This window comes from Sphingomonas piscis (assembly GCF_011300455.1).
Taxonomy (GTDB): Bacteria; Pseudomonadota; Alphaproteobacteria; order Sphingomonadales; family Sphingomonadaceae; genus Sphingomicrobium; species Sphingomicrobium piscis.
In genome coordinates, this window is sequence record NZ_CP049869.1 from 2,352,685 (window position 1) to 2,375,148 (window position 22,464).

Annotated in this window: 25 protein-coding genes and 2 pseudogenes; 17 read left to right on the top strand and 10 right to left on the bottom strand. The window is 64.8% G+C overall.

The window, feature by feature from the left end; translation table 11 throughout:
• The first annotated feature begins 26 nt into the window (after window positions 1-26).
• The 4 genes and pseudogenes from pgi to G7077_RS11985 all read left to right on the top strand — a co-directional run bounded on the left by pgi (window position 27) and on the right by G7077_RS11985 (window position 5,635).
• Window positions 27-1,520 carry a glucose-6-phosphate isomerase gene (gene pgi / locus G7077_RS11970; RefSeq protein WP_166411908.1) on the top strand — a complete coding sequence of 498 codons (1,494 nt, stop codon included), beginning with the start codon at window positions 27-29 and terminating at the stop codon, window positions 1,518-1,520.
• The gene (gene gorA, locus G7077_RS11975) at window positions 1,517-2,860 is read left to right on the top strand and encodes a glutathione-disulfide reductase (RefSeq protein WP_166411909.1); all 1,344 of its coding nucleotides are present in this window, start codon (window positions 1,517-1,519) and stop codon (window positions 2,858-2,860) included. Before pgi ends, gorA begins: the two co-directional genes overlap by 4 nt.
• Window positions 2,860-4,442: pseudogene (locus tag G7077_RS11980) on the top strand (phytoene desaturase family protein). The gene gorA and the pseudogene G7077_RS11980 overlap by 1 nt, the downstream one beginning before the upstream one ends.
• On the top strand, window positions 4,439-5,635 hold the full coding sequence (locus G7077_RS11985) for a CaiB/BaiF CoA transferase family protein (RefSeq protein ID WP_166411910.1): 1,197 nt from the start codon (window positions 4,439-4,441) through the stop codon (window positions 5,633-5,635). The pseudogene G7077_RS11980 and the gene G7077_RS11985 overlap by 4 nt, the downstream one beginning before the upstream one ends.
• On the opposite strand, the gene G7077_RS11990 is transcribed toward G7077_RS11985, so the two are convergent.
• Together G7077_RS11990 and G7077_RS11995 are read right to left on the bottom strand one after the other, a co-directional pair.
• Window positions 5,632-6,360, bottom strand: coding sequence for a hypothetical protein (locus tag G7077_RS11990; protein ID WP_166411911.1), 729 nt, complete (start codon window positions 6,358-6,360; stop codon window positions 5,632-5,634). The genes G7077_RS11985 and G7077_RS11990 overlap by 4 nt on opposite strands.
• Entirely contained in the window at window positions 6,357-7,565 is a 1,209-nt protein-coding gene (locus G7077_RS11995) for a toxic anion resistance protein (protein ID WP_166411912.1), read from the bottom strand. The genes G7077_RS11990 and G7077_RS11995 overlap by 4 nt, the downstream gene beginning before the upstream one ends.
• Window positions 7,566-7,767: 202 nt before the next feature.
• On the opposite strand from G7077_RS11995, the gene G7077_RS12000 reads away from it, so the two are divergent.
• From G7077_RS12000 to G7077_RS12030, 7 genes and pseudogenes are all read left to right on the top strand, one after another.
• Window positions 7,768-9,003 (top strand): pilus assembly protein TadG-related protein, encoded by a 1,236-nt coding sequence (locus G7077_RS12000; RefSeq protein ID WP_166411913.1) that lies wholly within the window; start codon window positions 7,768-7,770, stop codon window positions 9,001-9,003.
• Window positions 9,004-9,005: 2 nt separating this feature from the next.
• Window positions 9,006-9,473: a TadE/TadG family type IV pilus assembly protein gene (locus G7077_RS12005; protein WP_166411914.1), complete on the top strand. Its 468-nt coding sequence runs from the start codon at window positions 9,006-9,008 to the stop codon at window positions 9,471-9,473.
• Window positions 9,470-9,961 carry a TadE/TadG family type IV pilus assembly protein gene (locus G7077_RS12010; RefSeq protein WP_166411915.1) on the top strand — a complete coding sequence of 164 codons (492 nt, stop codon included), beginning with the start codon at window positions 9,470-9,472 and terminating at the stop codon, window positions 9,959-9,961. The genes G7077_RS12005 and G7077_RS12010 overlap by 4 nt, the downstream gene beginning before the upstream one ends.
• A gap of 67 nt (window positions 9,962-10,028) precedes the next feature.
• Window positions 10,029-10,679 (top strand): fructose-6-phosphate aldolase, encoded by a 651-nt coding sequence (gene fsa / locus G7077_RS12015; RefSeq protein WP_166411916.1) that lies wholly within the window; start codon window positions 10,029-10,031, stop codon window positions 10,677-10,679.
• A 58-nt stretch (window positions 10,680-10,737) separates the two neighbouring features.
• Window positions 10,738-10,953, top strand: coding sequence for a hypothetical protein (locus G7077_RS12020; RefSeq protein WP_166411917.1), 216 nt, complete (start codon window positions 10,738-10,740; stop codon window positions 10,951-10,953).
• Between the two features lie 74 nt (window positions 10,954-11,027).
• Window positions 11,028-11,603 carry a DUF484 family protein gene (locus tag G7077_RS12025; protein WP_166411918.1) on the top strand — a complete coding sequence of 192 codons (576 nt, stop codon included), beginning with the start codon at window positions 11,028-11,030 and terminating at the stop codon, window positions 11,601-11,603.
• Window positions 11,604-11,611: 8 nt separating this feature from the next.
• Window positions 11,612-12,519 (top strand): annotated as a pseudogene (locus tag G7077_RS12030) (tyrosine recombinase XerC).
• Between the two features lies 1 nt (window position 12,520).
• Here G7077_RS12030 and G7077_RS12035 read toward each other — a convergent pair.
• The 4 genes from G7077_RS12035 to rsmI all read right to left on the bottom strand — a co-directional run bounded on the left by G7077_RS12035 (window position 12,521) and on the right by rsmI (window position 15,313).
• On the bottom strand, window positions 12,521-13,024 hold the full coding sequence (locus tag G7077_RS12035; RefSeq protein ID WP_246167182.1) for a DedA family protein: 504 nt from the start codon (window positions 13,022-13,024) through the stop codon (window positions 12,521-12,523).
• Between the two features lie 101 nt (window positions 13,025-13,125).
• Window positions 13,126-14,097, bottom strand: a complete 972-nt coding sequence (gene gshB, locus G7077_RS12040; RefSeq protein WP_166411919.1) for a glutathione synthase — start codon at window positions 14,095-14,097, stop codon at window positions 13,126-13,128.
• A gap of 32 nt (window positions 14,098-14,129) precedes the next feature.
• Window positions 14,130-14,480: a YraN family protein gene (locus tag G7077_RS12045; protein WP_166411920.1), complete on the bottom strand. Its 351-nt coding sequence runs from the start codon at window positions 14,478-14,480 to the stop codon at window positions 14,130-14,132.
• The gene (gene rsmI, locus G7077_RS12050) at window positions 14,477-15,313 is read right to left on the bottom strand and encodes a 16S rRNA (cytidine(1402)-2'-O)-methyltransferase (protein ID WP_166411921.1); all 837 of its coding nucleotides are present in this window, start codon (window positions 15,311-15,313) and stop codon (window positions 14,477-14,479) included. The genes G7077_RS12045 and rsmI overlap by 4 nt, the downstream gene beginning before the upstream one ends.
• 87 nt (window positions 15,314-15,400) lie before the next feature.
• Here rsmI and G7077_RS12055 point away from each other — a divergent pair, with 87 nt between their 5' ends.
• On the top strand, window positions 15,401-15,733 hold the full coding sequence (locus G7077_RS12055; protein WP_166411922.1) for a hypothetical protein: 333 nt from the start codon (window positions 15,401-15,403) through the stop codon (window positions 15,731-15,733).
• Window positions 15,734-15,743: 10 nt separating this feature from the next.
• Here G7077_RS12055 and hemW read toward each other — a convergent pair whose 3' ends face one another.
• From hemW to rph, 3 genes are all read right to left on the bottom strand, one after another.
• A complete protein-coding gene (hemW, locus tag G7077_RS12060; protein WP_166412469.1) occupies window positions 15,744-16,922 on the bottom strand; it encodes a radical SAM family heme chaperone HemW in 1,179 nt (392 codons plus the stop codon).
• Between the two features lie 68 nt (window positions 16,923-16,990).
• Window positions 16,991-17,602 (bottom strand): RdgB/HAM1 family non-canonical purine NTP pyrophosphatase, encoded by a 612-nt coding sequence (gene rdgB / locus G7077_RS12065; protein ID WP_246167184.1) that lies wholly within the window; start codon window positions 17,600-17,602, stop codon window positions 16,991-16,993.
• Window positions 17,599-18,315: a ribonuclease PH gene (rph, locus tag G7077_RS12070; protein ID WP_166412470.1), complete on the bottom strand. Its 717-nt coding sequence runs from the start codon at window positions 18,313-18,315 to the stop codon at window positions 17,599-17,601. The genes rdgB and rph overlap by 4 nt, the downstream gene beginning before the upstream one ends.
• A 74-nt stretch (window positions 18,316-18,389) precedes the next feature.
• On the opposite strand from rph, the gene G7077_RS12075 reads away from it, so the two are divergent.
• From G7077_RS12075 to G7077_RS12095, 5 genes are read left to right on the top strand one after another with little or no spacing between them, the layout of a single operon-like run.
• Window positions 18,390-18,905, top strand: coding sequence for a hypothetical protein (locus G7077_RS12075; protein WP_166411923.1), 516 nt, complete (start codon window positions 18,390-18,392; stop codon window positions 18,903-18,905).
• A 31-nt stretch (window positions 18,906-18,936) separates the two neighbouring features.
• Window positions 18,937-19,968, top strand: a complete 1,032-nt coding sequence (gene hrcA / locus G7077_RS12080) for a heat-inducible transcriptional repressor HrcA (RefSeq protein ID WP_166411924.1) — start codon at window positions 18,937-18,939, stop codon at window positions 19,966-19,968.
• Window positions 19,965-20,513: a nucleotide exchange factor GrpE gene (gene grpE / locus G7077_RS12085; protein WP_166411925.1), complete on the top strand. Its 549-nt coding sequence runs from the start codon at window positions 19,965-19,967 to the stop codon at window positions 20,511-20,513. The genes hrcA and grpE overlap by 4 nt, the downstream gene beginning before the upstream one ends.
• A gap of 44 nt (window positions 20,514-20,557) precedes the next feature.
• Window positions 20,558-21,319, top strand: coding sequence for a gamma-glutamyl-gamma-aminobutyrate hydrolase family protein (locus tag G7077_RS12090; RefSeq protein ID WP_166411926.1), 762 nt, complete (start codon window positions 20,558-20,560; stop codon window positions 21,317-21,319).
• 36 nt (window positions 21,320-21,355) lie between these two features.
• Window positions 21,356-21,898 carry a DUF1003 domain-containing protein gene (locus tag G7077_RS12095; protein WP_166411927.1) on the top strand — a complete coding sequence of 181 codons (543 nt, stop codon included), beginning with the start codon at window positions 21,356-21,358 and terminating at the stop codon, window positions 21,896-21,898.
• On the opposite strand, the gene G7077_RS12100 is transcribed toward G7077_RS12095, so the two are convergent.
• Window positions 21,895-22,353, bottom strand: a complete 459-nt coding sequence (locus G7077_RS12100; RefSeq protein ID WP_166412472.1) for a vgr related protein — start codon at window positions 22,351-22,353, stop codon at window positions 21,895-21,897. The genes G7077_RS12095 and G7077_RS12100 overlap by 4 nt on opposite strands.
• Between the last annotated feature and the right edge of the window lie 111 nt (window positions 22,354-22,464).

Below are 22,464 nucleotides of genomic sequence, written 5' to 3' on the forward strand. Positions count from 1 at the left end.
CGAGGCCGGGGGTATGAGGCGCAGCCATGACCCAAGCCGCCTGGACCACCATCGACAATCACCCCGTCCGCCCGCTTTCCCACCTCTTCGCCGATCAGCCGGATCGGTTGTCGCATCTGTCGTTCGAGCTTGGCGGCGTATACTTCGACTGGTCCAAGACTCACCTCGATGCCGGCCTGGTCGAAGGCTTCGCCAAGCTCGCGAATGAGGCCGGGATCGATGAGGCGCGGGAGCAGCTCTTCACCGGCGGCATCGTCAATCCGAGCGAGGGACGTCCGGCGGAGCATGTCGCCGAACGTGGCAACGGCAGCGCGGAGGCGGTCGACGTCGCCGCTGCCCGGCGCGAGCGCGTCCGCGCCCTCGTCGACGCAGTCGAGGGCGAGGCTTTCGGTGAACTGACGGGCATTCTTCACATTGGCATCGGCGGATCGGTGCTTGGCCCGGCCCTCCTTGTCGATGCGCTCGGCCGGAACGCACGTGGGCTGGACGTCCGTTTCCTGTCCAACGTCGACGGGCAGGCAGTGGATGATGCCGTCGCCGACCTCGACCCGCATACCACCCTGATCGTGGTCGTCTCCAAGACCTTCACCACCGCCGAGACGCTCTCCAACATGAATGCCGCGCTGGACTGGCTGCGTGACAACGGCGTCGACGACCCGGAAGGACGGCTGGTCGCCGTCACCGCCCAGCCGGACAATGCGGTGAAGCAGGGCATTGACGAGACGCGCATTCTTCAGTTCGCCGAAGGCGTCGGCGGTCGCTACTCGCTGTGGAGCGCGGTCGGGGTGTCGGCGGCGCTCTCGCTGGGATGGCAGGCGTTCGAAGAATTGCTGGAGGGCGCGGCGGAGATGGACCGCCACTTCCGCTTCACTGAGCCGGCCAAGAACGTGCCGATGATCGCCGCCTTCGCCGACCTGCTCTATACCCAGCGGCTGAAGTGCCAGTCGCGCGCGGTATTCGCCTATGACGAGCGGCTTCGGCTGCTGCCGGACTATCTTCAGCAGCTGGAGATGGAATCGAACGGCAAGTCGGTGACACGCGACGGCAGTCCGCTCGACCGGCCGACCGCGCCAGTGACGTGGGGAGGGACCGGGACCGACGCTCAACATGCGGTGTTTCAGCTGCTCCACCAGGGCACGACTGCGGTGCCGGTGGAATTCGTCGCCTCACGGGAGAGCGAGGACAGTCAGGATCCCGAGCATCACCGCCAATTGTTGCTCAACTGCTTTGCGCAGGGCGCGGCACTGATGCAGGGCAAGCAGAGCGACGACCCGCAGCGCAGCTATGCCGGCAACCGCCCGAGCGCGACCATCCTGCTCGACCGCCTCGATGCCCGTACGCTTGGCGCCTTGCTCGCCTTCTATGAGCATCGGACGTTCGCCAATGCGGTGCTGCTGGGGATCAACCCGTTCGATCAGTTCGGCGTGGAGCTCGGCAAGCAGATCGCCAACAGCCTGAACGAGGGTGGCGGTGAGTTCGATCCGTCGACCAAGGCGCTGATGGAGCGAGCAGAGGTATGAGCTTCGACTACGACCTGTTCGTCATCGGGGCCGGGTCCGGTGGCGTCCGTGCCGCCCGTGTCTCCGCCGCTCACGGCGCCAGGGTCGCGGTTGCAGAGGAATTCCGCGTCGGCGGCACCTGCGTCATCCGCGGCTGCGTGCCTAAAAAATTGCTGGTCTACGGCGCCCACTTTGCCGAGGACCTCGAGGACGCGACCATGTTCGGCTGGGACGTGCCGACGAAGCGCTTCGACTGGCCGGTGCTGCGCGACAGTGTTCTCGCGGCCGTCGACGATCTCGAGGTCAAATATGGCGAAACGCTGAGCAACTATAAGGTCGAGGTCGTCCGCGAGCGCGCGGTGCTTACCGGACCCAACTCGGTCCAACTCGCCTCCGGCGAGACGGTCACGGCCGGAACCATCCTGATCGCCACCGGCGCCCGGCCACAGTTGCCCGAGATCGAGGGCATCGAACATGCGATCACATCCAACGAAGCGTTCAACCTGGAGGCGGTGCCGCGGCGCATGGTCATCGCCGGGGGCGGCTATATCGCCAACGAGTTTGCGGGTGTGTTCCACCAATTCGGAAGCCACGTCACCATCGTCAATCGGTCGGATGTGCTGCTGCGCGGCTACGATCAGCAGGTGGTCGACCGCCTGATGCAGATCTCGATCAAAAAGGGCATCGACTTCCGCTTCAACTCGACCTTCGAGCGGATCGAAAAACGTGAGGACGGATCGCTGAACCTGACCATGAAGGGCTGCGACGATATCCATGCCGATGCGGTGCTGTTCGCCATCGGCCGCATCCCCAACTCCGAAGGGTTGGGCTGTGCGGACGTCGGTGTGGAGCTCGGGGAGCGAGGCGCCATCAAGGTCGACGAGTATAACCGGACCTCGGTTCCCTCGATCTACGCGGTAGGCGACGTCACCGACCGGGTGCAGCTGACGCCCGTCGCCATCCGCGAGGGCCATGCGTTCGCCGACACCAAGTTCGGTAACAGTCCGCGCACCGTCGACTATGACTGCATCCCGAGCGCGGTGTTCAGCCATCCGCCGCTGGCCTCGGTCGGTCTAACCGAGGGGCAGGCCCGCAACCGGCTCGGCGACGTCAAGGTTTACACCTCCGACTTCCGTCCGATGAAAAATGTGCTCGCCGGCCGCAACGAGCGCTCGCTCTACAAGCTGGTGGTCGAAGGCGAGCATGAGCAGATCGTCGGCATCCACATGATCGGCCCGGACGCGCCCGAAATCCTCCAGGCGGCGGCGATCGCGGTGAAGGCCAAGCTCAAGAAGTCCGACTTCGACGCGGTCGTCGCCCTCCACCCGACCATGGCGGAAGAGCTAGTGCTGATGCGCTGATGCACGATGCGGTCGTCATCGGCGCCGGCCACAATGGGCTGGTTTGCGCTTACTACCTGGCCAAGCGTGGTCTCAAGGTCGCAATCCTCGAAGCCGCGCAAACGGTCGGCGGTACCGCGGTTACCGACGAGTTCCTCCCCGGCTTTCGCAACTCGGCGGCAAGCTACACCGTGAGCCTGCTTCAGCCCAAGGTCATACGCGACATGGAGCTGGAACGGCATGGGCTGAAGGTCGTGCTGCGCAAGACCGACAATTTCCTGCCGGCGGAGGACGGCTATCTGCTGTCGGGCCGCAACGGCCTCACCCGCAAGGAGATCGGCCGCCACGTCAAGGCGGACGCGGAGGGCTACGACCGTTACGTCAAGCAACTCGAAGCCGTGGTGCCGCTGATCCGCAAATGGCTGCTGAAAGCTCCGCCGGAGGTGGGCGGCGGCCTGTCAGGCCTTCCGGCCCTTGTACAACTCGGCCGCGACCTCCGGGGGCTGTCGGTCGAAGAAGCGCGCATCGTTCACGACTTTGCGACCCGCAGCGCCGCTGAAATTCTCGACCGCTTTTTCCAGGGCGACCTTGCGAAGGCGCTGTTCGGCTTCGATGCCATCGTCGGCAACTTCGCCTCGCCCTACGATCCGGGCACCGCCTATGTGCTGCTCCACCATCTGTTCGGCGAGGCGGCGGGGGTTCCCGGCGCTTGGGGTCACGCAATCGGGGGATGGGCTCGATCACACAGGCCATGGCCAAGGCGTGCCGTGAGGCCGGCGCCGACATCGTTCTTGGGATGCCGGTCGAGGAGTTGATCGTCGAACAGGGGCGGGCACTTGGCGTTGTTGCCGGCGGCAAGGCCTGGCGCGCCCGTCAGGTAGCGGCTGGCGTCAACCCGAAGCTGCTGTTCGACCGCCTGATGCCGAAAGACGGGGTAGGCGCGGACATCGCCGCGCGCATGAACGGCTGGAAGTGCGAAAGCGCCACCTTCCGCATGAACGTCGCGCTGTCCGAACTGCCGAAGTTTACGGTCCTGCCGAAGCGGGGTCAGCACCTCACCGGGGGGATCATCGTCGCTCCGAGCCTTGGCTACATGGACCGTGCCTATCTGGACGCGCGGACCGAAGGCTGGTCCAAGACCCCGGTGATCGAAATGCTGATCCCCTCAACGCTGGACCCGAGCCTTGCGCCCAAGGGCAAGCATGTCGCCAGCCTCTTTTGCCAACATTTCCGCTACGATCTCGGTCGAGGGCGAAGCTGGGATGAAGAACGAGAGGAAGCGGCGGATGCGGTCGTCGCAACCGTCGACGCCCATGCACCCGGCTTCGCGGCGTCGGTGATTGGCCGCCAGATCCATTCGCCGCTGGACCTTGAGCGCCGCTTCGGCCTGATCGGCGGCGACATCTTCCACGGAAAGATGGGTCTCGACCAATTGTTCAGCGCCCGCCCGATGGTCGGCCATGCCGATTACCGCATGCCGCTCAAAGGCCTTTATCTCTGCGGCTCGGGTGCCCACCCCGGCGGCGGGGTCACCGGCGCGCCCGGTCACAATGCGGCACGGGCGATGCTGGCGGACCGGCGGCCCTGGCGGCGGGCGGCATGAAGCCGCTCGACGGCATCAAGGTGCTTGACCTTAGCCGCGTGCTCGCCGGCCCCTGGTGCACGCAACTGCTGGCCGACCTCGGCGCCGAAGTCATCAAGATCGAAAAGCCGGTGAGCGGCGACGACACTCGCCATTGGGGACCGCCCTGGCACGGCGAGGGCGATGCGCGCGTGGCCGCCTATTTCCTAAGCGCAAACCGGGGCAAGAAGTCGGCCGCGATCGACATAGCAAGAGCCGACGGCGCTGCCCTAGTGCGGCAGCTTGCGGCGCAATGCGACGTCGTAGTCGAGAACTTCCGTGTCGGCGGGCTGAAGAAGTACGGCCTCGACGCGGAGAGCCTCCGCACCGCCAACCCACGACTGATCTACGCCTCTATCACCGGTTTCGGGCAGGACGGGCCCTACGCTGACCGCGCCGGCTACGACTACATCATCCAGGGGATGGGCGGGTTGATGAGCATCACTGGCCAGCCGGACGGCACCCCGGGCGCAGAGCCGATGCGGGTCGGGGTCGCGGTCGTCGACCTGTTTACCGGCCTCTACACCTGCACCGGCATCCTGTCCGCGCTCTATCGACGCGAGAAGACGGGAGAGGGCGCCCACATCGACATGGCCCTTCTCGACACCCAACTGGCAATGCTCGCCAACCAGGCATCCAATGCCCTGGTCTCCGGCAAGGACCCGCCGCGGCAAGGCAACACCCACCCGAACATCGTACCCTATCAGCCCTTCGAAGCGGCCGATCAGCCGATCATCATCGCGGTCGGCAATGACGGCCAATTCGCCAGGCTGGCGGCGCTGTGCGGCCATCCGGAATGGGCCGCGGATGAGCGCTTCGCGAGTAACGGAGCGCGCGTCGCCAATCGTCACGACATCGTCCCCCTGATTTCGGCGGAGATCGCCAAGGGGTCAGCATCCGAATGGCTCGCCAGGTTGGAAGCCGCCGGCATTCCCGCAGGGCCGATCAACTCCGTGACGCAGGCGCTCCGAAGCGTTCAGGTCCAGCACCGCGCGATGGTGCAAACGATCGCTGGCGTACCGCTTGTTGCATCGCCTTTGCGGATGGATGGGGAGCATGAAGTGTCCGACCTGCCGCCCCCGCAACTGGGACAGCATACCGACGAGGTGCTGACGAACCTTGGGATCAGCGCTGCGGCGGCGAGTCGCCTTCGTTCGGCTGGCGCGATCGCCTAGCCTTCGATCCGCTCCTCGCCGTAGCGGGTTTTGATGAAGCGGCCCTGTGTTTCCAGCGCGGCGATGTCCGAGCGGGCGATCTTCTCGCCGATATCGTGGAGCGCCGATCGGCCCGCGGCCAACCCTTCGACCAGCCGCTCGTCGACCGTCTTGTCCTCGCCGTCGCGCTCTTGCCGGTAATTCGGCGGCACGTTGACGTAGCGGTCGATTAGGCCGGGTAAGTGAATGGACATCAGGCGCCGTGCGTCCTGGGCGTTCGGGTCCATCGGATCGAGGCGATCCAGCGTCTGCTTCAGCGACGGCAGGCCGGTACTGATGGCGTCGATTTCCGCCTGTGCCGGGGCGGGGAGGGCGCGCCGGCTGCGGAACAGGTAGGAATCGAACTGCTGGACCATTTCACCGTTGGGCAGGTCCTTGGCCGGGGGCGCCGTGCCGCGATCCTTCGTCGGCATGAACGCAAGCAGCGCCGCAATCCCGATCGCCAGCCCGACCGCCGCGAGGAAGCCGAACATGCCGATCGGCATCACCAGCCCCACGATGATGGTAACCAGGCTGACAAGTCCGACCGCGATCCCGACCCGCGCGGCGCGACGGCCGAGATCCGCATTCAGCCGCTTCCGTTCGCGTTTCGCCGCGGCCCGCGCCGGACCGTCGCGCTCGTCAAGCGAGCGAAGCACCCGCTCCACCCGCTCTAGCGACCGGTTGACGCGGGGATCCTCGCTCATTTGCTCTCAATCGGGGTGAAGGGCGAAGGCGCCGCCTCCAGCCGTCCCTGCTGCACGCCCTCGGCGCGAGCGATATAGCCCTTCGATTTCTCAACTTCGCGCCCCAGCGTGTCGACGGTCTGCTTCATGTTGCCGAGCGCCTGCAGCTTGAACGTGTCGATCTGATCCATCGTGTCGTAGATGTTCTGGAACGCCCGCTGCAGCGTCTCCAGGGGGATCGTCGAGGTCGCCGCCTGCTCATGGATCGCGCCTGTCTGCGTCCGCAGCAGCTCGCCCGTCGTGTCGATGATGTTCGCCGTCGTGGTATTGAGAGAGGTGATCTGTTCCAGCACCAGCTTCTGGTTGGTCATCGCCTGCGCCACGGTCACTGCGGTGCGCAGTGCCGACACGGTCGTGGTGGACGCGCGGTCGACGCCCTTCACCAGCTCGACATTGTTCTTCTTGACGAGATCCAGCGCCAGATAGCCCTGCACGGTCACCGCCATCTGCGTCAGCAGGTCGGTGGTGCGCTGGCGGGTGTAGAAGAGGGCGCTTTCGCGGATGGCCTTGGCCTTCTGCGGCTCGGTTGCGTCCAGCTCGGTCGCCTTGTCCTCGAGCTGCTTGTCGAGCGCCTTGGAGATGTGGATCATCTGCTCGAGCTTGTGCATCGTCTTCCACAAGCCGGCGCGCTCGGTGTCGATGGCGGCATTGTCCATCAGCAGCTCGTCCTTGCCGTTCGCAAGCCTGCCGAGGATCGCCGAGATGTGGGTTTGCGACGAACGGTATTTGTCGAAGTAGTTGTTCACCTTGCGGCCGAACGGGATGATCCCGAGTAACTTCTTGCCGGTCAGCGACTTGCTGTTCTCCTTGGGGTCGAGATCCTCGACCGTGCGGCGAAGCTCGACAAGGTCGGCGCCGATGCCTGTGTCGCTGTCGATCGCCTTCACCGGCCGGTCCAGGAAGCGGTTGGATGCGCCCGCGGCCTCCGCAATCTCCTTTCGGCCCATGGCGGTCAGCTGATCGACCTTCTTGCCGAACTCCGGGCTGTTCGCGTCTAGCGCTGCAAGCTCGTCGACAAAGGTCGCGACCTTGCGGTCGAGCTCGCTGGTCTCGTCCGCCTTCAACGGCACCAGCCCGGCCGCTTCGGCGGGCGCCACCGGCTGAAGAACCTCGGGCGGGTCCAGCTTCAGCTTGGTCTTGGTCTCGGTTCCCGGTTCGCTCGCCATGCCGTCCTCTTCGTCTGTCCCTTTCCGCACGTTGGCTTCCACATCAGTCGAGCGCAAGGGGAACTCCGACTGTATTATAGTAACAATACACGCAGCATCAAGGTGCTGAAGGTTAAGCGGCCTTAACCAAGCGGTTCAACGCTTCGGATACCTTACCCAGCTAATCCCGCCTCATGCGCTTAGGACTCCTGAGGTTGAATCGATGATTTCTAGGCTGAAGAAGCTCGTCCGGAACGTTGACGGCAACGCCCTCATGATTGCGGCCGCCTCCATGCCGCTGATGATGGGTGCTGCCGGCTTGGGCGTGGACGCCATCCAGTGGGCATTGTGGAAGCGTCAATTGCAGCGCACGGCGGACTCCGCGGCGATCGCTGCGGTGTACGGTGCCATCGGCGGGCAGACGCGCGCCGCCGCTGTTGCCCGTGACCTCATTCACAACAGCCATCTGGATACGACGCCGACGATCACTTACCCGACTCCGCTCGCGCCCTATGCTACCGATGCGAACGCGGTCCGAGTGCAGATGACCTACAGCAGGCAGCTGAGCTTTTCCTCCTACTTCATGTCTTCGGTGCCGGTGATCACCGCCAATGCAACAGCCACGGTGGTTCCCTCCGGAGACTATTGCGTTGTCAGCCTGGAGACCGAAGCGGTTACCGGCATCAACGCCACAGGCAGCACCCGGGTGAACCTGGGGTGCGGGATGGTCACCAACTCGCCCGACGACCAGGCGGCGGTTGCCACCGGCAATTCGAGCGTGACGGCAAACCCGATGGCAGCGGTGGGACAGATCCCGGCGAGCGACAACTGGGGTGCGGGAACAGTGCTTCAACCGTTCACCCTGGCGCAGGCCGACCCGTTTGCTTCCGTTGCTGCGCCGGTGCCGTCGGGCACCTGCTCAAACGTGAATATCGGTCCTCAGGAGGATACGACTCTGGCCCCGGGTTGCTACAGCGGCATGACCATCAAGGGCAAGGTCGTGATGTCGCCCGGGACCTACGTCATCGACGGCGGTGATTTCACCGTGAATGCGGGCGCCGACATCAGCTGTGCCGGATGCACCTTCGTGTTGACCAACCGAAGCACAGCTTCGGCACCCACGATCGGCACCATCAACATCAATGCTGGTGCGGAGCTGGATTTGTCGGCTCCAGACAGCAGTACAAATCCGTTTAACGGCATTCTGTTTTATCAGGATCGCCGGGCAGCCGCCAACAACGATATCACCATCAACGGCGGCGCCAACATGACCCTTAAAGGCGCCGTATACTTGCCCCGCGCAAACCTGAAGATGGACGGTAATGCGAGCATGACCACCACATGCTTCCTGATCGCCGCCAAGAGGGTGACCTTCACGGGCAACAGCTCCATCGACAACAACTGCCCGTCTACTTGGTTGGACAGGTTCAAGGGCCGTCGCGTACGGCTTGTCGGCTGACGATGAAGCGCCTTCGTCACTTTGTCGGTTGCGAGTCCGGAACTTCGGTCATCGAACTCGCCCTGATCCTGCCTACCTTCGCGGCATTCCTTATCGGCATCGCGGAGTTCAGCCGTGCCTTTTCCGAGAAGCTGCAGCTCGAACAGGCCGCGCAGCGGGCTGTCGAGAAGGTGCAGCAGTACCAGGCGAGCACCAGCACATTCAGCACGATGAAGGCCGAGGCTGCGACTGCTGCCGGGGTTACTGCCACTGCAAGCAACCCGACCGTGGAATGGTGGCTGGAGTGCGACGGCGTCCGCCAGTCGAGCTACAACAATCCCTGTTCCACAACCGGAGCCATCGAGGCGCGGTGGATCGAAGTGCGAATCACCAAAACTTATACGCCGATGTTCCCAAGCAGGGTGTGGCCTGGCGCCAACTCGGACGGGACCTTCACGCTTGTTGGCGAAGCGGGAGTGCGCACCCAATGAAGCTTGGGCGCAAGATCCTTCGGCACGAAAATGGCGCCTCGACGATCGAAGCTGCCATTGCACTGCCCATTCTGGCGTCGACGGTTTACGGCATCTTCCAGCTGGCGCTGCTGTTCTTCGCCAATGCCGGCATGCAATGGGCCCTGGGTGAAGGTGCCCGCTTCGCGACCTTGTACGCGACGGGGCGAAACGTCACGGTCACGACGACGAGCGGAAGTCCAGCGGTGACCACGACCTCCACGCGGACGGTCAACTACGCGACCGCCGCCGACGTTCAGTCGAAGATCAACTCGGAATTGTTCGGGCCAACTGATGGAACGTTCGTCGTCGATATGCCGGTGAGCGGAACAACCAGCACCACGACGACCGGGCTCAGCGAATGGTATGACCTTCGCGTCACTTACACGAGGCCGATGAATTTTCTTCTTTTCGCAGGTCCGACGATAACGCTGGTAAGGACCAAGCGGGTCTACCTGGCGGTCAGCTAAGCGGGATGACGTGGGGCACGCCGCCCGCTAAGGGCTGCGGGTCAGCCCACGGGAGTCCTGAAGTACCATGAAATTCTTTGCCGATACTGCGGAAATCGCCGACATTCGCGAACTTGCCGACACCGGTCTGCTCGACGGCGTCACCACCAACCCGTCGCTGATCCACAAGTCCGGGCGCGACTTCATCGAGGTAACTCGCGAAATCGCGGGCATCTGCCCGGGGCCGGTCTCGGCCGAAGTGGTCGCGCTCGACTTCGACGGCATGATGCGGGAGGCGGAGATCCTGCGGAAAATTGCCGACAATATTGCGGTCAAGGTGCCGCTGACCCCGGCTGGCCTCAAGACGTGCAAGGCGCTGACCGACGACGGCACCATGGTCAACGTCACCCTCTGCTTCTCGGCTGTGCAGGCGCTGCTTGCGGCAAAGGCGGGCGCGACCTTCATTTCGCCCTTCGTCGGTCGTCACGACGATATCGGCTTCGACGGCATGGGCCTGATCGCCGATATCCGCACCATTTACGACAATTACGATTTCCGAACTGAAATCCTCGTCGCATCGGTGCGCCACCCGGTTCACGTCCTCGAAGCGGCACGGCTTGGCGCCGATGTGATGACGGCGCCGCCGAAGATCATCCACCAGCTCTACAAGCATCCGCTGACCGAAAGGGGCATCGCCGGCTTCCTCAAGGATTGGGAAGCGACCGGTCAGAAGATCTAAGGCGCGGTTCGGCTGCCGTGGTAACCGCCTTTAAACCACACGGCGTTAGACCCGCGCCGTGATCAAGCGTGACCAACAGCAGCAAGCGAAGAGCACGGTGGACCTCAAGGTGTCGAGGATCCGCCGTGATCCGCCGCCGCCGCTCGCCAACCAGAAAGCGCTTCGTGCCTATTCGACGGAGCGGGAGGCGAGGACCGTCATTATTGGCGTGCTCCTGTTCGCGATCGCGTTGGCCATCATCACCCTGGGCGTCAGCGACTTTACCAGCCGTTGACGGCTCAGGCGGTGGTGAAGCGCCCTTGACGCAAGTTGTAGGAAATTAACCCGCTTCGGCGTAGCATCGCCGCCATGGGACGGGTGATCCAGTTCGAAGAGCGCGCCGTGGCGCACTTGCGGGAGCGGCTCGGCGCCGCGCAGGAGGCGAACGAGGACTTGATCGCCTTCGCCCGTGGCCACTCGGGCGCTGTGTCGTCGATCCACGAGGCGGTGCTTGCCGCGATGGAGGCCGAAAGCTTCGAAGGTCTGCTCCATGTGGTCACTCAGGAATGGCCGCTGATCCTTGGCCTCGATGCCGTGGCGCTGGCGCTGGTTGTCGGGGACCAGGGGTTCCGGGCGGACGGTAACGGAGTTCAGCACGTCGACCCGCAGATACTCGCGCGTACCATCGACCAGATCGAGGCTGTCGACCTCCGCACCGTCGGGCGCGGCCACCCTCTGTTCGGCCCGGCCTGCGATCTCATCCGGGCGGAAGCGTTGATCAGGATCGACTGCGACCCGCCCTTGCCGACGGGGTTGCTGGTGATCGGTCAGCGGACGGAGCTTAGCCTCGACGCGCGCCACGGATCCGAATTGCTGATGTTCCTAGGACGCAGCCTTGCGGCTATGATCCGCCGGTGCGTGATCAACCCAACCCAAAAGGCCTAAGCGACGGACTGACCCATCCTGCCGCTGCGGACGCGGCGAAGTGGTCCGTCTACCTCCAGCACGATCGCCGGCGCTCTCCGCACACCGTTCGCGCGTACGTGGCGACCGCGCACCGCTTCCTCGTCTTTCTTGGGCAGCATCTCGGCAAGCCGGTTGAGCGAGGCGACCTCACTACTTTGTCGAGCGCGGACATGCGCGCCTTCCTCGCGCAGCGGCGGGCCGAGGGCCTCGGCGCTGCTTCGGCCGGGCGAGAGCTGTCGGGGGTTCGGGCATTCCTCAAATTTGTCGCGGAGCAGAGCGGTGCGACGCCCCAGCTGCCGCGAACCCGCGCGCCCAAGCGGCCGCGAACCCTCCCGCGGCCAGTCGCCCCGGCGGACGCGATCGGACTGGCCGAGGACGCGTCGGAAGCGGCGGCTGAGCCGTGGATAGGCGCGCGCGATCTCGCCATCTTGCTCTTACTCTACGGCGCTGGCCTCCGCATTGCCGAGGCGCTGTCCCTGACCGCGCGGGACCTGCCGCTGGCATCGACCCTGCGAGTCACCGGCAAAAGATCGAAGACGCGGATCGTCCCGGTGCTTCCTGCCGTTGCCGAGGCGATCGCCGATTACGTGCGCCAATGTCCCTATCCGCGCGGTGGGGAGTCCCCCTTGTTCGTCGGTGCAAAGGGCGGTCCGCTCAACCCCGACCTGGTTCGCCGCGCAGTCCGGGCTGCCAGGGTCCGCCTGGGCCTGCCCGACAGCCTGACCCCCATGCGCTGCGGCATAGTTTTGCGACTCACCTGCTAGCCCGCGGCGCGGACCTGAGGTCGCTTCAGGAGCTGCTGGGTCACGCAAGCCTGTCGTCGACCCAGATCTACACAGCGGTCGATGCGGCCCACTTGCTGGACGTCTACCGTCACGCCCATCCCCGGGCGTGAGCTAGTCGCCGCCTCGTCTCAAACGAAAGCGAACCAGGCGCCAGAGATAGCCGACGACCAGGACAACGATGACCGCGTTGGAGATCGGCCCGATGACCTTGTCGACCTCGGCGACATTGTTCTGCAGCTGGTAGCCGGCAAACGCGAGGATCGCAGTCCATGCGGCCGTCCCGATCGTCGATGCGACAAGGAACGGCAGAAAGGACATGCGCAGCAGCCCGGCCGGGATCGAGACGAGCGAACGGATGGTCGGCACCACGCGGCCGATCATCACGAAGAACACGCCCATATGCTCGAAGTGGCGCTCGGCGCGCTGCACCTCCGCCCAGTCCATGGTCAGCCATTTGCCATGACGGTCGACGAAGCGGTGGAAGCGCTCGGTACCGAGTGCGCGTGCGGCCCAGTACCATGCAACGTTGCCGAGCATTGCGCCTACCGTCCCCGATGCAATCACCGGGGCTAACGACAGCTTGCCTTGCCCCGCCGCAACGCCGGCAACGGACATGATGACCTCCGAAGGAACCGGCGGAAACACCGTCTCCAGGAACATCAGGAAGGCGATGCCGAGATAGCCCGATTGCTCGATCAGGCGGACGACCCAGTCGCTCAGGACACGGCCTCTCTACTATGATCCGACAGCCGCCGGTCGATGGCGCTCCAGATCAGGCCGGGGACATCGCTGCCGTTGAAACGATCAATTGCGACGATGCCGGTCGGCGAGGTGACGTTGATCTCCGTCAGCCACTTGCCACCGATCACGTCGATGCCGACGAACAGAAGCCCACGCCGCTTCAGCTCGGGGCCAAGCGCCTCGCAGATCTCCAGCTCGGTGGCCGTCAGCTCCGCGGCTTCAGCCGTCCCGCCCGCCGCGAGGTTGGAGCGGATTTCGCCTGCGCCCGGCCGGCGGTTGATCGCACCGGCGAATTCGCCATCGACCAAAACGATGCGCTTGTCTCCCTCGGTGACCTCCGGAAGAAACGCCTGGATCACGTGTGGCTCGCGGTAGGTGAGATTGAACATCTCCATCAGCGCCGACAGGTTGGCCCCGCCTTCCTCAATCTTGAACACCGCCTTGCCGGCGTTGCCGTGGAGCGGCTTCAGCACCGCCTCCCGATGCTGCTTCAGAAACTCGCGCGCGGCGCCGACCGAGCGGGTCAGCATGGTCGGCGGCATGAAGCGGGCGAAGTCGAGCACCCATAATTTCTCGGGTGCATTGCGGACCGAGGCAGGATTGTTGACGACCAGTGTCTCGCCCTGAATTCGCTCCAGCAGGTGGGTAGCGGTGATGTAGCCGAGATCGAACGGCGGATCCTGGCGCATCAGCACCACGTCGACATCCCGGCCAAGGTCGATGATCCTGAACTCGCCCAATCGGAAGTGATCGCCCTCGACCCGTTGAACGAACACCTCATGAGAGCCGGCATAGAGGCGGCCGTCCTGGTAGGTCAGGGCATCCACGAGATAGTGATGGAGCTTATGCCCGAGCTCCTGCGCCTTCAGCATCAGGGCGAAAGTGGAATCGCCGGCGATCCCGATCCCTTCGAGCGGGTCCATCTGGACGGCAACGCGCAGAGTCATGGGCGACCCGCTAGGCTGCACAGATGCATTTGTCACCCTTGCCAGACGTTCGGCATGTGACGGGGAAAGTGCCGGGGAACAATGAAGATCGCATCGATACGCAGATCGTCACCTTCACGCATGTAGCGCGGGGCAAGACGCTCCGCCGCGACCGCGACGCGCCGCAGCCGGTGGGCATCCAGCGCTAGATTGGCAGCGTCCTGCGATGCGCGCGCCTTCACCTCGATGAAGGCCAGCACCTTGCCGCGCCGCGCGACCAGGTCGACTTCGCCACCCGGCACCCGGGCGCGGGTTGCAAGGATTCGCCAGCCGTGGAGCCGGAGCCACCAGGCCGCGAGCCGTTCCGCGCGGCGGCCGCGATCCTCCGCCTCTCGCCGCTTCAACTTTTCGCCAGTTCCAGCGCCCGCGCATAGGCCCGCTTGCGCGGCACGCCGAGGGTCTCGGCGACCTCGGCGGCGGCGCGGGATGGGGACAAGCGGGCAAGCGCCTCGGCGAGAGCGGTGTCGACGGCGTCGTCCGATGCCTCTTCTGCTTCGGGAGGCGGGCCGACGACGATCACGATCTCTCCTTTTGGCGGCGTGTCGCGGTATCGCTCGGCAAGTTCCGCCAAGGTGCCGGTGACGCACTCCTCGTGAAGCTTGGTGATCTCCCGCACCACCGCTCCATCGCGCCCTGCCAGGCCTTGGTTCAGGGCGGCAAGGGCCTCTCGGAGTCGCGGCCCGCTCTCGTAAAAAACGAGCGAAGCGCGCAGTCCTGCAAACTCCGCCACGGCGTCGGCCCGTGCCTTGGCCTTGGACGGAAGGAAACCAGCGAAAAGGAAACGGTCGGTCGGCAGTCCTGCCAAGGTCAGCGCCGCGATCAAGGCTGCCGGTCCTGGTACCGTATGCACTGCATGGCCGGCGGCGCGGGCTGCGCGGACCAGCTTATAGCCAGGATCGGATATCAGCGGCGTTCCCGCATCGCTGACCAGCACGACCGCCTGGTCGCCAAGACGCTGCAGAATGGCTTCGCGGTCCGCTTCGCTCGAATGGTCGTGGTAGTTCTGCATCCGCACCTTCGACCCGGCGTGTGCGAGCAGCTTGGCCGTCACTCTTTTGTCTTCGGCCAGAATGAGATCGGCGCGGCGAAGCACGTCGGCGGCGCGCGGGCTGAGGTCGCCCAGATTGCCGATCGGAGTGGCCACGACATAGAGGCCGGGGGCTAGCGGAGCGTCCATTAGTGCCGCCTCAATAAGCGCTTTCAAAGCGTGTCGAAAAGAGTCATCATCCGGTCATCGACGTCCCTTGGGAGAGGAGAGGATGCGATGATCATACTGACGATGGCGTCCGCCATTTCGTTGCTCGGCCTGCAAGCCTCGGTGAATGCGCCGAGAAGCGCCTTTGCCACCTGTATTAGGGAAGCAAGCGCCAAGGCCAAGGCCGACAATGTGACGGTCGACGCCTACAAGGACTATGTCCGTGCTGCGTGCGATCCGGCGGGGTCCAAGCTCAAGAATGCACTGGTTGCATTCGACACCAAGAACGGTGTTTCGAAGGCGCGGGCGAGCGAGGATGCCGAGATGGAGGTCGACGACACGTTCGACGCCGACATCCGCACGTACAAAAGGCTGAACGGGCCGAGCCCGCAGGTCCAGTAGGACCGTCAAGCTAGGCCGCGATCCGGCCGAGGATATGGTCGAGCAGCAGCCGTCCCGCGGCCGTGGTCCGGATGTGCCCGCCGTCTCGCTCCAGATGTCCCGTTGCCACGAGACGCTCGACCTCTGCCCAGTCGACGAGCGCTGGAACCTGCAACCGCTGGGCCAGTGCGTCCGCATCGAGGCCTTCGGCAAGGCGAAGGCCCATCACCAGCGCCTCGTCGGCCGCCTCGGAGGGTGTGACTTCAGCCTCCTCGACGATGCCGTGGCCGTTGCGATCGATTGCTTTCAGGAAGTTTTCGGGCTTGCGGTGGCGAACGGTTCGAGCGCCGAGCCGGCGGCCGTGCGCACCGGGCCCGACACCGGTATAATCGCGGTAACGCCAGTAGGTGAGGTTATGGCGGCTTTCCTGGCCGACACGCGCATGGTTGCTGATCTCGTACGCAGGGAGGCCCGCGCCGGCGGTGCGTTGCTGCGTATGCTCGAACATTGCGGCGGCGATTTCGGTGTCGAGCGGCTCGAACTTGCCCGCCGCATGTAGCGCCGCGAAGCGGGTGCCGGGCTCGATGGTCAGCTCATACAGCGACAAGTGATCGGTGCCGAAGGCAAGTGCCTCGTCGAGGCGGCGCTCCCACGTATCCTCCGTCTCGCCTGGAAGAGCGTAGATGAGATCTAAGCTCACCCGGCCGAACTGCGCCTGCGCGATCGCCAGCGCGCGGCGGCCCTCGTCGGCGGAGTGGGCACGGCCTAAGAAGCCGAGCTGCCTGTCATTGAAGCTCTGAATGCCGAGCGACAGGCGATTGACGCCCGCCGCCGACAGGTCGGCAAAACGATCCGCCTCGACCGAGTTGGGATTGGCCTCGAGCGTAATCTCCAGATCGCCGGCCGGCGCCCAGGCGGCCGTTGCGGCATCGATCAGGGCCGACACGGTCGCGGGGTCCATCAGTGAGGGAGTGCCGCCGCCGAAGAAGATGGACGTCAGCCGTCGTCCAGGCAGGAGAGCCGCTTCGTGCCGGAGATCGGCAAGCAAGGCCGCGCGCCACAAATCCTGATCAATGCTGGAGCGAACATGGCTGTTGAAGTCGCAATAGGGGCATTTGGCGACGCAGAACGGCCAGTGGACGTAGAGCGCAAGAGCGTCAGTATTCTCTACAACACCGTTCGTCTTGAGCGAAGTCGAAAGGCGGTGCACCGCGTCCGTCGGGTAGCCCCCTTCGACTAGGCCGCTCGCGCGGCTCTGCTTAGCACGAACGAGCGTTGTCACTTCTCTAAGGCAGCCACCAGCTTGGCGAACGCGTCGGCGCGGTGGCTGATGCGGTGCTTTTCGTCCTGGTCCATCTCGCCGAACGTCTCGTCGCGGCCGGCTGCAGCGAACATGGGGTCATATCCGAAACCTTTGTCGCCGCGCGGCGGCCAGACGAGGGTACCGTCCACCCGGCCTTCAAACGTCTCGCACTGCCCGTCGTTGGGCCAGGCGATGGCCAAGGCGCAGGCGAAGTGAGCGTCGCGGCTAGCCTCGGGACCAAGCGCGTCGAGTTCCTGCCAAACCTTGCTCATTCCGCGCATCCAGTCGCGGTTGCCGTCCTCGTCCTCCGCCCAATTGGCGGTGAACACGCCGGGGCGGCCGCCAAGCGCATCGACGCACAGGCCGCTGTCGTCGGAAAGCGCTGGAAGCCCGCTCAGATCCGCAGCAGAGCGCGCCTTGAGGTCGGCATTGTCGGCGAAGGTGACGCCGGTCTCATCCGGCGAGGGGAGATCGAGGTCGGCGGCGCTCAGGCACTCGATCCCGAACGGCGCCAGAAGCGCCCGTATCTCGCGCAACTTGCCCGAATTGTGGGTCGCGATGACCAATTTGTCGCCGATCTCCCTCACCGGCCGGTCGCCTTCAGCTGCGCAGCGAAAATGTCGCCGCAGCCGATTCGGGCAAGGCGGAGCAGCCGAAGCAGCCCTTCCTCGTCGAACGTCTCGCCCTCGGCCGTCAGCTGCGCCTCGACGATCGCGCCGTCGGCCGTCAGCACGAAATTGCCGTCACTGCCGGCGGTCGAATCCTCGAGATAATCGAGGTCGAGCACCGCATTGCCGTTGTGAATGCCGCAGCTGACCGCAGCCACCTGGGTGCGGATCGGGTCGTCGACGAGAGCCTTCTTCTCCAGCAATTTGTCGACGGCGATGCGCAGTGCGACCCAGGCGCCGGATATGGAGGCGGTGCGGGTGCCGCCGTCGGCCTGGATGACGTCGCAGTCGACGATGACCTGCCGTTCGCCCAGCTTCGGCAGGTCGACCACGGCGCGCAGGGAGCGGCCGATCAGCCGCTGGATTTCTTGCGTGCGACCCGACTGCTTGCCCTTGGCGGCTTCGCGATTGCCGCGCGTGTGGGTGGCGCGGGGCAGCATGCCATATTCGGCGGTGACCCAGCCTTGGCCTTTGCCGCGAAGGAAGGGCGGTACCTTCTCCTCGACCGAGGCGGTGACCAGCACGCGGGTCTGGCCGAAGCTGACGAGGCAGCTGCCTTCGGCATGAACGGTGAAGCCGGGCTCGAACGTCAGTTCGCGCATCTGGTCGGGGGCGCGTCCGGATGGCCGCATCGTCATTCCTCTCGTCTAAGCTGAAGGGCGGCCATATGGTTGTGGCAACGCACATTCAACCGAAAGGGTCGCCGATGCGGCTGATTGGCCTTGCTGCCTTGTGTCTAGCCTCCTGCACCGCAGCACCGGTCGCGGACCCGCCCCCGTCGCCTGCAAGCAGCATCGGCGAGGTCAGCGCGGAGGTGAACAGCTGGGGCGTCACCCTCCGCGAATGGACGGTCGAGGGAGACGGTGCCGTCAAGCATGTCTCGGGCCTGAAAGTCGGCGTCGATCCCAACGGCACCATGCTGGAGACGCGACGGCTTCGATTGACGCCCGAGCAGCTCGGTGAGGTGAGAACCGCGATCGCCAGCCTGAAGGCCGCGCTCAGCGAGCCGGAGGGGTGCAACGAGAAAAGGACGGACGGGCCCTACGGTACCTTTACGTGGGTTCAAAATGGCACTCGTCAGGCCGTGCGCTTCAGCGCGAATTGCGTCGCCGGACGCGATTCACGGGTTGCGAGCGCCATCTTTCACGCCGACCGGATCGTCGATGACGCTGCCAAAGCGACGGAGGCGGTCGAACGTCACACATATCGGGAGCAGCGTTGAGCTAACCGACGCACCTTCCTACATCACGGGCATGAGCCAGATCGTCGAACTGACCGACCGCATGCGCGCGATCTTTGGGCTGGTCGTCGAGTCTTACCTCGAGCGCGGGCAGCCGGTGGGCTCAAAGGTGCTGGCGGGCAGCGTCAACCTATCGCCCGCCTCGATCCGCAACGTCATGCAGGAGCTTGAGGAGCGGGGGCTGCTTACCCACCCGCACACCTCCGCGGGCCGGGTGCCGACGGAGATAGGGCTGCGCCTGTTCGTCGACGGCATCATGCAAGCCGCCGTGCCCCATCCGCGCGAGCGGGCGGCGATCGAGGCGCGGATCGCGCGCGAGCAACCGATCGAGGACAAGCTGACTGCGGCGTCGCTGGCCTTGTCGGGCCTGTCCTCCTGCGCCGGGGTCGTCATGGCGCCGAAGCAGGACATGAGGCTGAAGCAGCTCAACTTCATGATGCTCGACCCGAGCCGCGCGCTGGCGGTGCTGGTCGGAGCGGACGGAAGCGTCGAAAATCGCATCGTCGAGCTTGACGGCATGACGGCGCCGTCTGCGCTGACGGAGGTCAGCAACTTCATCAACGCGCGGTTGGCCGGGCTGACTCTCGCCGAGGCGGAGGCGCGGCTGCGGGCCGAGATCCTGGAGCAGAAGCAGGCGGTGGACCGCACGGCGGCGGAGCTGGTCGCAACCGGGCTTGCGTCCTGGACTACCGATCATGCGCGCCGACCGGTGCTGATCGTCAGCGGCCATGCCAACCTGATCGATGAAAGCGCCGCCGAGGATCTGGAGCGCGTTCGCCTGCTTCTCGACGAGTTGGAAAAGAGGCAGGAAATCGCCCGCGTATTGGAAGGCGCCCGCGACGCGCCGGGCTGCCGAATCTTCATCGGCAGCGAGAACCGGCTGTTCGCTTTGTCCGGCTCATCGGTGATCGCCGCCCCCTATCGCGGGAGCAATGGCGAGGTGGTCGGCGTTGTGGGCGTGATCGGGCCGACGCGGTTGAACTATGCGCGCGTGGTCCCCATGGTGGATTTTACAGCCAATGCGCTCACGAGATTGATGGCATGAACGAGGAAAATAACTTGCAAGAAGAAGCGGAAGATCTCCGCCAGGAAACCGCCGAGGGCTCGCCCGAACTTCAGGAACACGACCGGGTCGCCGAGCTCGAAAAGCAGCTCGAGGAAGCGAACCAGAAGGCGCTCTATGCCGCGGCCGAGACGCAGAACGTCCGCCGCCGGCTGGAAGCCGAGAAGCAGCAAGCGTCGGCCTATGCCGCGACGGGCTTCGCCCGCGACATGCTGGCGATCCGCGACCATCTGGAGCGTGCGCTCGCCGCGGTGAGCGAGGAGCTTCGCGCCGACCAGACGGCCGCCAATTTCCTGGCGGGCATCGAGGCGACCGCGCGCGAACTCGATTCGGTGTTTCAGCGCAACGGCGTTGCCCGCATTACCGCCAAGGGCGAGAAGCTGGATCCGCACAAGCATCAGGCGATGGTCGAAATCCCATCGGCGGATGCGGAGCCGGGAACGATCGTCGAGGAGATGCAGGCGGGCTATATGATGAAGGACCGCCTTCTTCGCCCGGCGTTGGTGGCTGTAGCCAAGGAAGCCTAGTTCTACACTAGACAATAGATAAGTGGTTGATTAGGCGGGGTGGCATGCGTGCCGCCTTCGCCCAGCCACCTGCATCGTCAGCTTCGAAACCGCTGGTCGGCGTGCTGTGCAGCAACGACTTCCACGAGCGGCCGGTGCAAAGCGTTGCCACCCGCTTCATCGATCCGCTGACGCACGTCTCGGGCGTCGACGTGCTGCTCGTGCCGGCCATATCCGCAGCGATCGATCCGAAGTCCGTCGCGTCCCGCCTCGACGGACTGCTCCTGACCGGCTCACGAAGCAATGTCGCGCCGAGCGCCTATGGCGGGAAAGGCGAGGTCGCGAACCTCGATCCGGACCGGGATGCGGTCGCCTTCGCTCTTGCGGCCGAGCTGATCGACCGGGGTAAGCCGGTGTTCGGCATCTGCCGCGGCCTTCAGGAGATCAACGTCCTGTTCGGCGGTTCGCTGCGCGCCGATGTCGCCCATGGCCATCAGCATCCGGATTCCCGGGCCTTGGCATTCGAACATTGGTTCGGTCATCGCCACGACGTGCAGCTGTCGAGGAATGGCGTGCTGCACGCGGGCGGGCCTGAGCGCATCCAGGTCACGTCGGTCCACGAGCAGGGCGTCGATCGGCTGGGGGCCGACCTTCGGGTGGATGCGGTGGCCGCCGAGGACGGACTGATCGAAGCCGTGGTCGGCACCAGCGCACCGGTTCTTGCAGTGCAATGGCATCCGGAGTGCGATGCTCACCGCTGCGGTGTCAGCCGACGCTTTTTCGAATTGTTCGGCCGATCGGCAGCAGGCGGTGGATTGGCGGCCTGACGGAACGCGCTGCCCGGGGCTGACGTTGCGGACCTCATGGGCAGCACTCCGACCATTCCGCCGCCAGAGCCGGACAGCCTTAACTCATCGTTGAGGCGCAATATCGAGGCGCTCCGGCGCCGGCGCGAGCACGAAGAAGCGAATGCCACCCTTGAAGAACGGGTGGCGCAGGCAATCACCCGGTTCACCGGCTCGATGCGCTTCGTCTATGTGCACGCGGCGCTTTACGGCTTCTGGATCATCGCGAATCTCGGTCTGGTCGGCATCAAGCCGTGGGATCCGAGCTTTGTCGTCTTAGCGATGATCGCGTCGGTCGAGGCGATCTTCCTGTCGACATTCATCCTGATCAGTCAGAACCGCATGTCGGCGGTGGCCGAACGGCGTGCGGAGCTCGACCTCCAGGTCAGTTTGCTTGCCGAACATGAGATCACAAAGCTGGTCCAGCTTGTTTCCGAGATGGCCGACAAGATGGATGTCGCGCACGATGCCCGGCGCGACATCGATGAGCTGAAGCATATGGTCGCGCCGGAGGCCGTGCTGGACGCGATCGAGGCAAACGAACCCTCGGCCAAAGGTTAGAAGGGCAGCACGGGCTCCAGCTCCGGCAGGGAAGGCCAATCCGGCGCTGTTCTTCCGTGCCGTTGCATGAACACATGCCGGACGATCTCGGCCTGTTGTTCGAGGCCGTAGCGGTCAAACGGCTGACCGGGCCGGAACTCATAACGGTAGCGGCAGAAAGGGTGGCGCATCAGCGGCAGGTAGAAGCGGCCGCGATGCTGCGACTGCCAGACATGGGTCATTTCGTGAATGAAGAGGCCCTGCTTGCCCAGCGGTTCGGCCGCGAAATCCTCAGACCAGAGCTGTCCGTGCGGGTGGAAGTGGATGTTGCCGGTCGGGGCCATGGCAACCTCCTTTGGCTGAAACAGCCACCATTTGCGGCGCACCAGATGCACGTGGCCATAGTCGATGGCGTCGCCGAACATGGATTGGGCGAGTGCGGTTTCTCCTGGAGTGAGTGGTCGCTGATCCGTCATTGCGAGCGAAGCGAAGTAACCCGGCTTTTGTGCCACGGGATTGCTCCATCGCTTCGACCCCCGCAATGACGAGAGGTGCTTGCCCATGCCAACCCGCGCCGCTAGGGCAGC